This is a genomic window from Pseudaquabacterium pictum (genome assembly GCF_005403045.1).
Classification (GTDB): Bacteria; Pseudomonadota; Gammaproteobacteria; order Burkholderiales; family Burkholderiaceae_C; genus Pseudaquabacterium; species Pseudaquabacterium pictum.
Window position 1 is genome coordinate 33,980 of record NZ_BJCL01000010.1, and the last position, 14,914, is coordinate 48,893.

Genomic DNA, 14,914 nt, shown 5'->3' on the forward strand with positions numbered 1-14,914 from the left:
CGGCCCTTTTTGCTTTGGCAGACGCGTGGACTCAGGTCCGCCGGCGGCGGGCCATCCAGCCCAGGGCTGCCAGGCCGGCGGCGAACATGGCCCAGGTCTGCGGCTCGGGCACCGGGGCGGTGAGCGCGACGTTGTCGATGAAGGTGCGGTCCAGCCCCCGCCCGTTGCCGATGTTGCCATCGGTGTAGTCGGTGGCGATGTACACGCCCGTCAGGTTGGCCAGCACCGTCGTCAACGTGGCCAGCGAGGCCAGCGGGGCGTTGTTCCTGTAAGGCTGCTGCGTGTCACTGAAGCTGCGCCAGCCCGCGCCTTCGGCCAGCGCGAAGCTGTAGCGCGTCCAGGCGCTGCTGGGGATGGCGGCCTCGGCAATCAGGGTGAAGCCGCCGCCGGTGAGGGCCGCCCGAACGCCGTAGGCCGGGGCCAGGCCGTCGTAGGCATGGCGCAGGTCGAAGCTGAACACGCCACCGGCAGCAACCGGTGAGAGGAAACTGACGGGCGCCTGCAGGTAGGCCCAGCCGTCGGACTTGTCGTCCACACGGATGGCGAAATCTGTCCAGACGACGGGCTGGTTGTCGTTGTTGACCGAGATCCAGCCCTCGGCGCCGGCATCAAAGCTGCTGGTGGCAGCGTGGGCAGCAGAGCCGGCCAGCAAGGCGGTGCTCAGCATCAGGTGCAAGGCAGAGGCAGACATGGCAGACGCTCCGTTCATCCGGTCGATCGGATTGTCGGCAGGCGGTCGCCGCCATGTCATCCTGCGTGCAAGGGGGGGTGGGCCGCGGTTCTGTCACCGGATGTTGCTGCGGCGGTGCGCCCTCCAGCCCAGCGCCAGCAGGCCGCCCAGCAACAGCGCCCAGGTCTGCGGCTCGGGCACGGCGGACGTCAGGAACACGCCGCTGTCCGAGGTGAAGCTCACGCCGTCGGGCAGTGCCAGCACGATGCGGGAGGTGTCGAGGAAATCGGAGGCGCCGCCCTGGCCCGCAAATGTCGCCAGCCTGTTGCTGATGCCGATGACCTGCATCGCGCCGGTCAGTTCATACACGCCGCTGAAGCGGATGCTGTTCGGACCGGACTCCTCCCAGGCATGGCTCACCCACCCACCGCTGGAGGTGATCGGAGAGGGGCTGCCCGTGCCGATCGAAGCCTGGTAGCGGGCGCCGGCGCTGCCGAACTGGAACTGGGCGTCGATCGTGGCGACACCCGGCTGGAACGGAAAGACCGACAGGCCGCCATCCAGTTCGAAGCCGACCGTGATCCGTGTGACCGTGCCGGCGGTTGCGCCGGCCACCTGGAAGTTCAGCGTGTCGTTCAGATGGGCATAGGCCAAGCCACCATTCCAGGTGGGCCCGGACAGCACGCTGCGGAACTTGTCGCTCGACGCGGACACGCCGATTTCACCGGTTGCCAGGTCGGCGCGGGCGCTGGCGAGGCCCGTGGCGAAGTCCGCCGCGTTGTAGCCGGCGTTGTCGCTGCGGCTTGCGTTGGCGACGGCGGTGGTCAGGTCGTAGTTCGTGCCGCTGCTGCTGCCGGTGCCGGTGGCCGATGCAAAGCACAGGAAGCCGCTGCCTGCCGCAGGGTCCGGGCATCCCAGCCGTTGAACACCGGGATAGTCGACCGTGGTCGACCAGTTGCCGGAGGCATCGGGGAGCTTGCGGTAGGCGGAAACCGTCTGGGCGCCGTCGTAGGCGAACTGGGCCGTGGCCGAGACGGCGACGCCGTAGCCGTCGGACATGCCGGCCTGTGCCGGGCCGGACAGCAGCAGGCCGGCAGCGGTCACGGCGGGTAGCAGGGTGGACAGAAGAGGGCGTGGCGTCATGGTGGGTGCCTCGTTGTGGGGGATGCCTTGCATCGTCCGGTGGCCAGCGTCACCCGCCCGTCACCGGTTGCGGGGGTGGCCCGAACGGGCAGCCCGGCGCATGGGGCAGCAGGTCGGGTTGCCAGGCCTGGGCCGCGCAGCGGGTGCAGGTGAAGGTGCCGCCCAGCGGCCCGTCGGGCTGGTAGATCAGCAGTTGCCGACCGGCATGCCACAGGCGCGCGCGCCCCGGCGGTAAACCGGCGGGCGGGGGGGATGGTGTGGGCGGGGCCATGGCGTGGCGATACTCCACGCTGCAGCGTCACCGCAGCGTCAATGCCGCCGTCACCCTCCCTGGCCAAGGGATTGCGGGGCCGCCACGGCGCCTGCAACCTGAGGATCGGACACCGCGATGCACCTGTCTTCTCCTGACTCCATCTGGCGGCTGACCCTGCATGGTGTGGCCTGCTGGCAGCGTGGCGACGACGCGCCGCGCCCGCTGGAACGCAAGCATGCCGCCCTGCTGGCCTGGTTGCACCTGGAAGGCCCGACACCACGTGGCCGCCTGGCCGGCCTGCTGTGGCCCGATGTGCCCGAGGACCGCGCCCGCGGCAACCTGCGCCAGCGGCTGCTGAAGCTGCGCAGCGACGCCGGCGCCCTGGTGCAGGACGACAACGGCATGCTGTCCATCGGCCCCGGCGTCCAGGTGGAGCCGCCGGATCCACCCGGCGCCGAGCTGTTGCAGAACCACAGCTTCGATGACTGCGACAGCCTGGCCCGCTGGCTGGACGGCCGGCGCGAGGCCGAGCGCGGCCGCCGCAAGCGGGAATGGCTGGCCGAGGTGCGCGAGGCCGCGCAGAGCCAGCGCTTGGACGACGCGCTGTACGCGGCCGACCAGCTGCTCCAGACCGACCGCGAGAGCGAGGAGGCCTACCGGGTGTTGATGGAGGTGTCCTACCTGCGCGGCGACCATGCCGCGGCGCTGTCGGCCTGGGACCGCTGCCGCGACATGCTGCGCCAGCTGTACGGCGTGCAGCCGTCGGCCGCCACCCGGCAGCTGGGCGACACCATCCTGATGGCGGCGCAATCGGCCCAGGCCACGCTGGCCGCCTGGGCGCCCACGCCGGCCGCCACCCGGGCGCTGCCGGTCAGCGTGCTGCGCCCGCCGCGCCTGGTGGGCCGTGAAATCGCGCTGCAACAGCTGCAGGCGGGTTGGCGGGCCGGCCATGTGCTGTGCGTGGCCGGCGAGGCCGGTCTGGGCAAGAGCCGCCTGCTGGGCGACTGGGCCACCGCGCTGGGGCCGTGCGCGCTGGCCGCCGCCCGGCCCGGCGATGCGGTGCAGCCCTATGCCGCGCTGGGCCGGCTGGTGCTGGCGGCGGCCGACCGTTTTGCTTTGCCGACCGACAGCGCCGACGCGCTGCAGGCTGCCCGCCTGCTGCCGCGCCTGGCCAGCCTGGCCGGTGCCACCGTGGCCCCGGTGCGCACCGACCATGAGCGCAGCCTGGCGCTGTGGGCGCTGGCCCGCTGGCTGGGCGGGGTGGCCGATCGCGGTGGCCAGGCCCTGGTGCTGGACGATCTGCAGTTTGCCGACGACGCCAGCCTGGCCGCCCTGCAGGTGCTGGCCGAGCCTGCCGGCGCACGGCCGCTGCGGTTTGCGTTCGCGCTGCGCCCTGACGAGGCCGGTGCCCAGGCGCAGGCGCTGCTGGAAGGGCTGGCCGCCGGCGGCTCGTTCACCCGCGTCGACCTGGCTGCGCTGTCGGCCGACGATGCACAACGGTTGCTCGACAGCCTGGGCCTGCCGGCGCTCGGTGCAGGCGCCTGGTCGGGCCCGCTGTGGCGCCAGGTGGGCGGCAACCCGGCCTTTCTGCTGGAGTCGGTGAAGCTGCTGCTGTCCAGCGATGGCGCGCCGGGTGCCGATGGTGCGCTGCCCCTGCCCGCCAGCATCGAAGCCGTGATCCAGCGGCGCATCGACCTGCTGTCACCCCAGGCACGCCATCTGGTGCAGCTGGCGGCCATCGCCGGCAGCGGCTACAGCATCCCGCTGGCCGCGTCGGCGCTGGCCTGCCCGCCCATCGCGCTGAGCGCGCCGCTGCGCGAGCTGGAGCAGCGCCAGGTGTTCATCGGCCGGCAGTTCGTGCACGATGTGATCGCCACCGTCACCGCCCGCAGCGTGCCGCAGGCGGTGGCCGAGTTCATGCACCGCTTCGTGGCCGAGCACCTGGTGCAGCACGGCGGCGATGCGGCGCAGGTGGCCACCCACTGGCAGGCCTGCGGCGAATGGCGGCTGGCCGGTGTCAGCTTCCGCCAGGCGGCGCAGGCGGCCCGGGCGGCGGCGCTGGCCAATGAGCATGCCGCCCTGCTCGACAGCGCGATTGCCGCGCTGGAACACGACCCGGTCGCCGGCGACTTGCTGTTCGATCTGCTGCACGAACGCGCCAACGCGTTCGAATCCCAGGGCCATGAGGCCCAGCGCCCGGCCATCATCGAGCGGTTGCGCGGCCTGGCCCGCACCGAGGTGCAGCAGCTGGTGGTGCTGAACCTGCACTGGGGCCTGCAGGTCAATCTGGGCCAGCCCTTGCCCGAGTCGCAGGTGCACGCCGCCATCGACCGCGCCCTGGCTGTCGGCGAGCCCGATCTGGCCTGGCAGCTGTCGCGCGCGCTCAGCTGGTCCATGGCGATGAGCAACCGCGCCGAGGTCGCCCTGGCGCTGCTGACCCGCCACCAGGGCTGGATCGACAACGGTGCCGACCTGGCGACCCGCGCCCACTACCGGCTGGCGCGCTCCAGCATCCATGCCTATGGCGACCGGATCGATGCCGCCATTGCCGAGGGCCGGCAGGCGCTGGCCGCCTTCAGCGCGGCCAGCGACTGGCCCAACGCGTTGCCGGCGATGAGCAACCTGGGCGTGATGCACTACTGGCGCGGCGAGTACGCGGATGCCTGCGCGGTGCTGACCGACGCCCGCAACCGGCGCGAGGCGCTCTACGGCACCGGCGGCGCGGGCGTCAAGATCGACATCCACCTGGGCGCCGTGCTGTACGAGCTGGGCCGCCACGACGACGCCCGCACCATGCTGCAGGGCGCCATCGCCGAGCTGCAGCGCATGCCGCCGGCCGACTACATCCGCACCGACATCCTGCTGGCCGAGAACCACCTGGCGCAGATGGCCATCGCGCTGGGCCAGGCGGATGCCGCCGCTGCTGCCCTGGCCAGCAGCACCGATGGCCTGGCCGAGCGCTGGGTGGGCCGGCGCATGGCGCTGCGGCTGCGCTGGCAGCGCTGCTTCGGCACGGTGGACGCGGCGCTGGTGGCCGCGCTGCAGGGCGTGGTGGCGCGGCTGGCGTCGCCCTTCAACCGCGTGCTGATGGAGCTGGAGCTGGCCCGCCTGCTGGCGCCGGCCGAGGCACTGGCCGCCTGCGCCAGCCTGCACGACAACCCGGCGGTGCAGGTGCGCCCGGGTCTGCAGTTGCACTGCGCGGCACTGGCCACGCAAATGGCCCGGCGCGCCGGCGACGAGCGGGCCGCCCGGCACTGGGCCGCCACAGCCGGTACCCTGATCCGGCACTGCCAGCCGTTCGACATGGCAGGCAGCGAACTGGCGCAGATCCTGGGCGCCGACCAGGGCTAGTGGCGGCCACAGGCCGCCCCTGGCTCGCTCAGCCTGCCGCGCGGCGCCGCGCCATCCAGCCCACCGCCCCCAGGCCTGCCAGCAGCATGGCCCAGGTCTGCGGCTCGGGCACCGGCAGGGCGGCGCCCCAGGAGGTGGCATGTCCATCGGAGGCCGCGCCGTTGCTGGCGGTGAAGCCGTAGAACACCGCCGCGCCGGCCAGCCCCAGCGCATTGAAGTCGACGTCGGTCTGCACGCTGAAGCTGCCCAGCGTGACATGGTCGATGCGGGCCACCAGGACGCCGGCGTGGTCGCTGTTGCCTGACGGGTTGAAGGCCAGGCTGCCGAACCACTGACCGTCGCTGTCGCGGATGCTGTCGCCCAGGTCGGTGTTGGTGACGGCCAGCGGCGTGGTGCTGCCGCCCGCCAGCAGTTGCAGGCTGGGTGACGCCGGCTCGTCGTCGAAGTTGAAGGTGTCGATCGCCATGGCCACACTGGTCCCGTGCTGGCCGGCATAGCCCAGGTCTGAACCGCCGCCGCCCACCGCCGGCGCGGTGCTCAGGGTGAAGGTCAGGCCGTCACCGCGCAGGTTGTTCGGTGCCGCGCCGGCGGTGATGTACCAGTTGAAGTCGAAGCGGAAGGCCTGGTTGAAATCCAGCAGCAGCGCCGTGGGTGCGAACGCCGCGCCGGCCTGGCCGTTGCTGCCGGGCAAGGTGAGGTCGAGCAGGCTGTAGGTGAAGCCGTTGCCCGGCGTGCTGTTGGCCGCCACCGCGCTGCCGAACAGGTTCCAGGTGGTGTAGTCGACCGGACCGGCCGTCAGGTTGACGCCCTGCTGCGCGTGGGCGCCTGGCAGCGCGGCGGCCAGGGCCAGGGCGGCCAGCAGGCTGGACAGACAGTGGGAGGGACGTTGCATGGCGTGCTCCGAGGGGGTGAAGGGTTGGCCGCATCGTGGCGGCCAGCCGTTAGCCCATCGTTAGCAAACCGGTGCGTCGACCGGGTTCGGCGCCCCCGCATCCGGGGGGCGGTGCGGTCAGTGGCTGGGTGCCGGTACCGCCCAGCGCTTGGTGATGTCGCCCTTGGCGTTGGCGCTTTCCAGCTGCACGCCGAAGCCCCACAGCCGGGCCACATGCTTCAGCACCTCCTGCCCGCTGTCGTCCAGCGGCCGGTCGTTGTGCTGGAAGTGGCGCAGCGTCAGGCTGCGGTCGCCACGCAGGTTCACGTTCCACACCTGGATGTTGGGCTCCCGGCTGCCCAGGTCGTACTGGCGGCTCAGGGCCTCGCGCACGCGGCGGTAGCCGTTCTCGTCGTGGATGGCGGCCACTTCCAGCTCGGGCTGCTTCTCGTCGTCGTGGATGGCGAACAGGCGGAAGTCGCGCATCAGCTTGGGGCTGAGGTACTGGCCGATGAAGCTCTCGTCCTTGAAGTTGCGCATCGCGGCATCCAGCGTGGGCACCCAGTCGCTGCCGGCGATGTCGGGGAACCACTGGCGGTCTTCGTCGGTGGGGTTCTCGCAGATGCGCTTGATGTCGGTGTACATCGCGAAGCCCAGCGCGTAGGGGTTGAAGCCCGAATAGCCGCGGTCGGTCACCTTGGGCTGGTAGACCACGTTGGTGTGGCTCTTGAGCCATTCGATCATCACGCCGTCGGCAAGATACCCGTCGTCGTACATCTGGTTGAGCAGCCGGTGGTGCCAGAAGGTGGCCCAGCCCTCGTTCATCACCTGGGTCTGGCGCTGCGGGTAGAAGTACTGCGCCACCTTGCGCACGATGCGCACGATCTCCCGCTGCCAGGGTTCCAGCAAGGGCGCGTTCTTCTCGATGAAGTACAGCAGGTTCTCCTGCGGCTCATCCGGGAAGCGCTTGGCCTCCACCGCCGCGCCGGCCTTCTCCGCCGCCTTAGGCAGGGTGCGCCAGAGGTCATTGACCTGCTGCTGGGCATGGGCCTCGCGGTCCTTGCGTTCGGCCAGTTCCTGCGCCAGGGTCTTGCGGGCCGGACGCCGGTAGCGGTCGACACCATGGTTCTGCAGCGCGTGGCAGCTGTCGATGAACTCTTCGACCACTTCCATGCCGTGGCGCTCTTCGCACTCGGCCACGTAGTTCTTGGCATAGACCAGGTAGTCGATGATCGACGACGCATCGGTCCACATGCGGAACAGGTAGTTGCCCTTGAAGAAGCTGTTGTGGCCATAGGCGGCATGCGCGATCACCAGCGCCTGCATCGGCATGGTGTTCTCCTCCATCAGGTAGCTGATGCAGGGGTTGCTGTTGATCACGATCTCGTAGGCCAGGCCCATGTGGCCACGTTTGTAGTTCTTCTCGGTGCTGATGAACTCCTTGCCGTAGCTCCAGTGGCGGTAGTTCACCGGCATGCCCACGCTGGCGTAGGCATCCATCATCTGCTCGGCGGTGATGATCTCCAGCTGGTTGGGGTAGGTGTCCAGGCCGTAGCGCTCGGCCGTCTCGCGGATCACCGCGTGGTACTGCTCGATCAGGTCGAAGGTCCAGTCGCTGGGCGCAGGCAGGCGCTGCACCGTCTTCAGCAATGGCAGCGGGCCGCGCAGCGGGCGCGCGGCAGCGGCTGGTGCCAGCGTGGTGATCGGCGGGGCGGTGGGCGGCACGGGTTCCATGGCGTCATGCCGCTTGCGCAGCACCCTCCTTCTTGAACAGGTCGCGGAAGACCGGGTAGATCTGGTCGGCCGAGGTGGCCTTGCGCATCGCGAAGTGCTTGCTGGCGTTGGCGAGCTGGCAGTACTCTTCCCAGAGGTTCTGCTCTTCCTCGGCCACCTGCACATACGCGAAGTAGCGGCACAGCGGCAGGATCTTCTGGTCCAGCAGCTCGCGGCAGCGGCCGCTGTCATGGTGCCAGTTGTCGCCGTCGCTGGCCTGGGCGCCGTAGATGTTCCACTCGCTGGGGCTGTAGCGGGCGCGGATGATTTCTTCCATCAGCACCAGCGCGCTGCTCACCACGGTGCCGCCGGTCTCGCGGGCATGGAAGAAGTTCTCCTCGTCCACCTCCTGTGCCTGGGTGTGGTGGCGGATGAAGACGATGTCGATCTTCTCGTAGTGCCGCGTCAGGAACAAATACAGCAGGATGAAGAACCGCTTGCTCAGCTCCTTGCGGCCCTCGTCCATCGAGCCCGACACATCCATCAGGCAGAACATCACCGCCTTGCTGGTGGGCACCGGCGTCTTCACCCGGTTGCGGTAGCGCAGGTCGATCGGGTCGAGGTAGGGGATGCGCGCCAGCCGGCTGCGCAGCGCATGCACCTTCTCTTCCAGCGCGGGCAGTTCCAGCTTGGCCGTCACGTCGCCGGCGTCGGCCGCGGCCTTCAGGATCGCCAGTTCGGCTTCCAGCTCGGCCAGCTCACGGCGCGAGCCCGAGCCGATGGCCAGCCGCCGGCCGATGGCGCCACGCAGGCTGCGCACCACATGCAGGTTGTTGGGCGTGCCATCGCTGCTGTAGCCGGCGCGGTGGCTCTTCCATTCGGGCACCTCGGCCAGCTGGGTGCGCACCAGGTGGGGCAGGGCCAGGTCCTCGAAGAAGACCTGCATGAACTCTTCCTTGCTCAACGCAAAGCTGAAGTCGTCCTCGCCCTCGCCCTGGTCACTGGCCTGGCCCTTGCCGCTGCCTCCGCTTCCACCACCACCCTGCGGGCGCTTGATGCGGTCGCCGCGCACATAGTCCTGGTTGCCGGGGTGCACCATGTCGCGCACGCCACCGTTGGCATGGTGGAAGACCGGCTCCGACAGGTCCTTCTTCGGGATGCGCACCTCTTCGCCGCGCTCCAGATCCCGGATGCCGCGGCCGTCCACCGCGCGGCGCACGGCGTCCTTGATCTTGTCCTTGTAGCGGCGCAGGAAGCGCTCGCGGTTGCCGATGGACTTGTTCTTGCCCGCCAGCCGCCGATCGATGATCGATTGAAGTGCCATGGAATGAAGTCCTCAGGTCGAACCAAGCGGCCGACGCGGAACCGGCTTTGCCGGGCCGCTGTCGGCGCCCCCTTGAGGGGGAAGCGCCGCAGGCGCTTCGGGGGTGGGCCATCCCATCAGCTGGACTTCCGCACACGGAGGTACCACTCGCACAGCAGGCGCACCTGCTTGCTGGTGTAGCCCTTGGCCACCATGCGGGCGACGAAGTCCTCGTGCTTCTTGGCCTCGTCGGCGCTGGCCTTGGCGTTGAAGCTGATGACCGGCAGCAGCTCCTCGGTGTTGGAGAACATCTTCTTCTCGATCACCGAGCGCAGCTTCTCGTAGCTGGTCCACACCGGGTTGTTGCCCTGGTTGTTGGCCCGCGCCCGCAGCACGAAGTTGACGATCTCGTTGCGGAAGTCCTTGGGGTTGGCGATGCCCGCCGGCTTCTCGATCTTTTCCAGCTCGGCGTTCAGGCTGGCGCGGTCGAACACCTCGCCGGTGTCGGTGTCGCGGTACTCCTGGTCCTGGATCCAGTAGTCGGCGTAGGTGACATAGCGGTCGAAGATGTTCTGGCCGTACTCGGAATAGCTCTCCAGGTACGCGGTCTGGATCTCCTTGCCGATGAACTCGGCATAGCGCGGTGCCAGCTGCTCCTTGATGTAGCCGGTGTACTTCTGCTCCAGTTCGGCCGGGAACTGCTCGCGCTCGATCTGCTGCTCCAGCACGTACATCAGGTGCACCGGGTTGGCGGCGACTTCGGCGCTGTCGAAGTTGAACACCTTGGACAGGATCTTGTAGGCGAAGCGGGTGCTGATGCCGCTCATGCCTTCGTCGACACCGGCGTAGTCGCGGTACTCCTGGTAGCTCTTGGCGCGCGGGTCGGTGTCCTTCAGGTTCTCGCCATCGTAGACCTGCATCTTGCTGAACAGGCTGGAGTTCTCCGGCTCCTTCAGGCGGGTGAGGATGGCGAACTGGCTCATCATCTTCAGCGTGCCCGGGGCGCACTTGGCCTGGCCCAGGCTGCTGCTGTTGATCAGCTTCTCGTAGATCTTGATCTCTTCGCTCACCCGCAGGCAGTACGGCACCTTGACGATGTAGATGCGGTCGAGGAAGGCTTCGTTGTTCTTGTTGTTGCGGAAGGCCTTCCACTCGCTCTCGTTGCTGTGGGCCAGCACCACGCCGTCGAACGGGATGGCGCCGAAGCCCTCGGTGCCCTTGAAGTTGCCTTCCTGCGTGGCCGTCAGCAGCGGGTGCAGCACCTTGATCGGCGCCTTGAACATCTCCACGAACTCCAGCAGTCCCTGGTTGGCCAGGCACAGGCCACCGCTGAAGCTGTAGGCATCCGGGTCGTCCTGGGCGAAGGTCTCGAGCTTGCGGATGTCGACCTTGCCCACCAGGCTGGAGATGTCCTGGTTGTTCTCGTCACCCGGCTCGGTCTTGGCGATGCCCACCTGCTTGAGCACGCTGGGGTGGCGCTTGACGACCTTGAACTTGCGGATGTCGCCGCCGTACTCTTCCAGCCGCTTCACCGCCCAGGGGCTGAGGATGCGGTTGAGGTAGCGGCGTGGAATGCCGTACTCCTGCTCCAGGATGGCGCCGTCCTCGGCCGGGTCGAACAGGCCCAGGGGGCTTTCGTTCACCGGGCTGCCCTTGATGGCGTAGAACGGCACTTCCTGCATCAGCTGCTTCAGCCGCTCGGCGATGGAGCTCTTGCCGCCGCCCACCGGACCCAGCAGGTAGAGGATCTGCTTCTTCTCTTCCAGCCCTTGCGCGGCATGGCGGAAGTAGCTCACCACCTGCTCGATGGCATCTTCCATGCCGTAGAACTCGGCAAAGGCCGGGTAGCGCTTGATCACCTTGTTGGCGAACAGCCGGGACAGCCGCTGGTCGTTGCGGGTGTCCACCATCTGCGGCTCGCCGATGGCGCGCAACATGCGCTCGGCGGCGGTGGAATAGGCGATGGGGTTGCGTTTGCACTCGGCGAGGTAGTCCTCGAGGGACATTTCCTCTTCGCGGGTGCGTTCGTAGCGGGCGGCAAAGCTGCTGATCACGTCCATGAGGACCTCCTTGATCGGACACAGCACCGATGCGGGGATCAGCCCCATCGGTGGCGGGGAAGTTCTGATGAAGTCCCGGCTTCACAGGCCCAGGCTCCATCAGAGCTTTCCGGTCATCTGGCGTTGCACTACCGCGTCATGAGTCTCCAGCTTCCTGCATTCACCCACCGCCTGAACCGCCGATGAGCACACGCTTTGCCCGCCTTCTTGGCTGCACTGCAGCAAGCTGCGCGCCAGCCCTGTTGGCCACCACCTGCTCACCACAACGCCCGGAACTGGCGGCGCGCTGACAAGCATGCACCTTGTTCGCGCATTTGAGAATGCGTCTGCTGCGCTGTGGTGCCGATTCTGTGGTCGGCGAACACCTGCCCGCGCCCATTGGTGCATGGCGTGCTGCAGGTCGCCCGGCATGCACCAATGTCACCCCCGCGAAGGCAGGGTCGTTTGGCGACAAAGCTTGCGCAGGCGATCGCGGCAGGGCGCCGCACCCTGCAATGAAAAGGGGCCCCGTTTCCGGGGCCCCTGGATGCTGGCCAGCGCAGCCGGCGGCTACTGCACGCCCAGCACGGTGCGCAGCGCGTCCCAGGCGGTGCCGTTCAAGCGCTGTGTCCAGTTCAGCTGCCCGGCGGGCACCGCGTCCTTGAAGGCATACCAGACCAGTCCGCCGCGTTCGGCATAGCGGCGGGTGAACTGGAACCGGTCCTCGAAGCCGTCCGGCATGGCGGCGAACTTCAGCAACCGCGCATCACCCAGCGTCTCGATCGTGTAAGTGGTGTCCAGGATCGTCTGGTAGTTGGTGCTGAAGCCAGTGCTCACCGACCGGTTGTTGCGGGTGAATCGGGCCTTCTGGCCGTCGGCGTCGAAGGCCACGCGGATCTCCACCTGGTCGGTGTGGGCCGGGTTGGTGGGCGTCTCGGTGTAGCGCCAGACGAACAGCGTGACATTGCCGTTGATCACGCTGCTGCCCCGCAGGCTGCCCGGGTAGTTGGCGATCACCTGGTCCAGCGAGGTGGCCAGCGGCCAATTGGCGAACGGTTCGCTCGAGGTGGGGCTGGGTGCGATGCGCAGCCGGTCGCCGTCGGCGGTGGCGATGGCCTCGGGCACGGCCACCGAGCGGCCGCCACGGATGCTGAGCGTGGCACCCGCCGGAAAGCGCGTGCTGGCCAGTGCCGGCACCCGCCCGGCCGCGATGCCCCAGTTGCCCCAGCTGACGCGGCCTGCATCGGTGCTGTTGTAGCTGCGGATCTCGTTGACCACGTCGCTCATCAGCCGGCCACCCAGGCTGGTGACGAGGTTGTCGGTGGCCTCGTCGATGTAGCCTTCGCACAGCACCGAGCGGAACGGCGCCGCCGATTGCGCGGTGATGATGGCGCCGCTGTCGGGGCAGGGCACCCAGGCGCTGCCGGACCAGTAGGTGCGGTTGCGCACGAACGGCACCTCGGCGCCCGCGCTCAGCTGGCGCCGGGTCTCGTTCACGGTGAAGAAGCCGGCGGCGTCGCGCACGCTCTCGTCACCGGTGTAGACCCGCCAGCTGTAGTTCTGCGCATCGGTGTAGCTGAAGTTGCGCAGCAGCCGGAACGCGCCGGGCGCGGCCGGCGCGGCCGGCACCACCGGCTCGGGGATGGCCAGCGCGGTGCGCAGCGCGTCCCAGGCGGCCTTGTTCAGCCGCTGGTCGTGGAAGCTGCGCTCCAGATCGGTGGTGCCGCGGAACACCGTGCCCACATGCTCGGCCCAGAAGCGCTGGCGCTGCAGGCGGCTCTTCAGGTCGGCCGGGTAGCCGCTGGCCACCCGCAGCAGGCGGATGCCGCCCTGGGTCTGCACCGCGAGGGTGGCATCGCCGGCCGCCTCGCAGGCCTGGCTGTTGCCGGTGGCGACGACCACGTCGCAGCTGTAGAAGCGGCCCTTCAGGCCGGCCACGTCGACCGCCAGGCGCCACCGCTTGAACGGCTGCAGCGCGGTGTCGGTCTGGCCGGGCAGCGGCACATCCTCGACGAACAGCGAGTTCAGGTTGCTCACCGTCACGCCGGCTTCGGCCAGGTTGCCGCCCATCAGCGACAGCTGCTCCAGCGCATTGGCCTGGCGGAACACGCCGTCGGCCTGGCGCACCGTGGGCTTGACGGCCACCTCGATGCGGTCGGTGTTGCCGATGTCGCTGCGGGTGGCGCGGGTGTTGTAGCGCGAACCGGCCGGGAACACCGCATCGGCCGGCAGCAGCGCGGGATCCGGGCCCCACTTCACCGGCAGGCCGGTGTCGTCGGTGGTGCTGCTCACGGTGTCGCGCAGCGGGTAGGCGCGCATGCGGGTGATCACCTCGCGCTGCGTCTTGCCGCTGATGTCTTCCCAGACCGGGCGCGATTCGCTCCTGGAGCCGCCGCAGTACACGCTGCGCTGCGGCAGGGTGGCGGTGGCGGGCCGGGTGCTGACCACGCCGTACCCGTTGTCGCAGTTGTTCCAGCTGCTGCCGGTCCAGTACAGCTGGTTGCGGCTGAAGGCGATGGCCTCGCCGTTGAGCATGTTGGCCCGCGGCTCGTGCGCCAGCCAGGCACCGTTGGCGTCGGTCTGGCTGCTGTCGCCCACGAAGATCTGGTAGCTGTAGGTGTTGGCGTCGGTGTAGCTGAAGCGCCGCACGCTGACGAAGGGGCCGGCCGTGTCGGCCGCATTGGCGGCCGCCGGCTGGGCCACCGCGGCGGCCACGGCCGCGACCGTGGTGGCGCTCAGGTTCAGCTGGGTGGCCACGGCCGCGGCCGCGGCGGTGATGCGCTCGGCCGCCGTGCCACCGGCGCTGGCTTCCAGCGCCGTGGCCAGCACCGGCAGCTGGCCGCCCACCGCCTCGCGCACCAGGCGGGCGGCCTGGTCGGCGGCCACGCCGGCATCGGCCGCCAGTTTGGTGGTGTCGATCACCACCCTGCCCACCGCGCGTGCGGCCAGGCCCACATCGGTTGCGGCGCCTGCGGTGGTGAAGTCGGTCAGCGGCGAGGCGCTCAGGCCCAGCGTGGCCTGCACCTGGGCGGTGGCTTCGGCCACGCTGATGCCGGCATCGGCGGCGGTGTTGGCCACCACGGTGGTGAGCGGGCTCACGAACACCGCCTGCGCCCCGCTGCTGCCGCTGGGCGGGGCCTTGAGCATGAAGGCCACGCCGACGGCGGTGCCGGTGTCCTTGTCCACCGCCGTGGCAGGCACCAGGGCCAGCACCGCATGCTTGCCGGCGGCCGCCGCGTCGATGCTGAGGCTGTACTTGCCGTCGGCATCGGTGGTGGCGGTGGGCTCGCCGGCATCGCAGGCGCTGTTGTCGTTCAGGTCGTAGCAGACGCTGGCGCCCTGCAGCGGGCCGTCGGCCACCACGCCAGAGACAGCCACCGGCTGGGCCACGGGGGCCGGGTCGTCACCGCTGCCGCCACAGCCTGGCAGCAGCACGGCCACCGCACACAGGGTGGCCAGGGGGTGGAAGGCGCGCCAGGCCGCGTGTGGCGCCGGGCGGTGGGCGATGGGGTGCATGCAGATCTCCGGAGGCTTGTTGGAAGGCTGCCGGCGCCGGGTTGGCGCAGCAGCA

At 69.4% G+C, this 14,914-nt stretch carries 9 protein-coding genes; 1 reads left to right on the plus strand and 8 read right to left on the minus strand.

Annotated elements, in window-relative coordinates; all coding sequences use genetic code 11:
• Positions 1-31 precede the first annotated feature (31 nt).
• The 3 genes from FFT10_RS18200 to FFT10_RS18210 all read right to left on the minus strand — a co-directional run bounded on the left by FFT10_RS18200 (position 32) and on the right by FFT10_RS18210 (position 2,084).
• Entirely contained in the window at positions 32-691 is a 660-nt protein-coding gene (locus FFT10_RS18200) for a PEP-CTERM sorting domain-containing protein (RefSeq protein WP_162520838.1), read from the minus strand.
• A 93-nt stretch (positions 692-784) separates the two neighbouring features.
• A complete protein-coding gene (locus FFT10_RS18205) occupies positions 785-1,813 on the minus strand; it encodes a PEP-CTERM sorting domain-containing protein (RefSeq protein ID WP_162520839.1) in 1,029 nt (342 codons plus the stop codon).
• A gap of 49 nt (positions 1,814-1,862) precedes the next feature.
• Positions 1,863-2,084, minus strand: a complete 222-nt coding sequence (locus FFT10_RS18210; protein ID WP_137734288.1) for a hypothetical protein — start codon at positions 2,082-2,084, stop codon at positions 1,863-1,865.
• Positions 2,085-2,201: 117 nt separating this feature from the next.
• Between FFT10_RS18210 and FFT10_RS18215 the strand changes: the two genes are divergently transcribed.
• A complete protein-coding gene (locus tag FFT10_RS18215; RefSeq protein WP_137734289.1) occupies positions 2,202-5,417 on the plus strand; it encodes an AAA family ATPase in 3,216 nt (1,071 codons plus the stop codon).
• A gap of 28 nt (positions 5,418-5,445) precedes the next feature.
• Here FFT10_RS18215 and FFT10_RS18220 read toward each other — a convergent pair whose 3' ends face one another.
• The 5 genes from FFT10_RS18220 to FFT10_RS18245 form a co-directional block, all read right to left on the minus strand.
• Positions 5,446-6,309 carry a PEPxxWA-CTERM sorting domain-containing protein gene (locus FFT10_RS18220; protein ID WP_137734290.1) on the minus strand — a complete coding sequence of 288 codons (864 nt, stop codon included), beginning with the start codon at positions 6,307-6,309 and terminating at the stop codon, positions 5,446-5,448.
• 117 nt (positions 6,310-6,426) lie between these two features.
• Positions 6,427-8,022, minus strand: a complete 1,596-nt coding sequence (locus FFT10_RS18225) for a SpoVR family protein (RefSeq protein WP_137734291.1) — start codon at positions 8,020-8,022, stop codon at positions 6,427-6,429.
• Between the two features lie 4 nt (positions 8,023-8,026).
• Positions 8,027-9,325: a YeaH/YhbH family protein gene (locus tag FFT10_RS18230; RefSeq protein ID WP_137734292.1), complete on the minus strand. Its 1,299-nt coding sequence runs from the start codon at positions 9,323-9,325 to the stop codon at positions 8,027-8,029.
• A 116-nt stretch (positions 9,326-9,441) separates the two neighbouring features.
• Positions 9,442-11,364: a PrkA family serine protein kinase gene (locus FFT10_RS18240; RefSeq protein ID WP_137734293.1), complete on the minus strand. Its 1,923-nt coding sequence runs from the start codon at positions 11,362-11,364 to the stop codon at positions 9,442-9,444.
• Positions 11,365-11,913: 549 nt separating this feature from the next.
• A complete protein-coding gene (locus tag FFT10_RS18245; RefSeq protein ID WP_137734294.1) occupies positions 11,914-14,859 on the minus strand; it encodes a hypothetical protein in 2,946 nt (981 codons plus the stop codon).
• Positions 14,860-14,914: the final 55 nt, after the last annotated feature.